At 45.0% G+C, this 238-nt stretch carries 1 pseudogene; it reads right to left on the bottom strand.

The window, feature by feature from the left end:
* Nucleotides 1-3: 3 nt before the first annotated feature.
* Nucleotides 4-238 (bottom strand): annotated as a pseudogene (locus AAEZ18_RS19615) (protease modulator HflC); the annotation flags it as partial.

The following is a 238-nucleotide window of genomic DNA, read 5'->3' as shown; positions in this document are numbered from 1 at the left end:
AGCCTATTGAGCTTTAGCGCCTTTCATATATTGGAAGAAGTCGCTATCTGGTGAAAGCACCATAACGTCTTGCTTATTTTTAAAAGTCTTTTTGTAAGCCTCGAGCGAACGCACAAAACTAAAGAACTCAGGGTCTTTGTTATACGCGCTTGCATAGATGCCTGCTGCATCAGCATCGCCTTGACCACGTACAGAACGCGCATTACGCTCTGCATCGGCAAGCATTACTGTTACACGA

It is taken from the genome of Pseudoalteromonas sp. 19-MNA-CIBAN-0066 (genome assembly GCF_040308705.1).
In the GTDB taxonomy this organism is placed as follows: Bacteria; Pseudomonadota; Gammaproteobacteria; order Enterobacterales; family Alteromonadaceae; genus Pseudoalteromonas; species Pseudoalteromonas nigrifaciens.
Note: the sequence above shows the minus strand (reverse complement) of the source record. Positions and strands in the feature narration are given on the sequence as shown.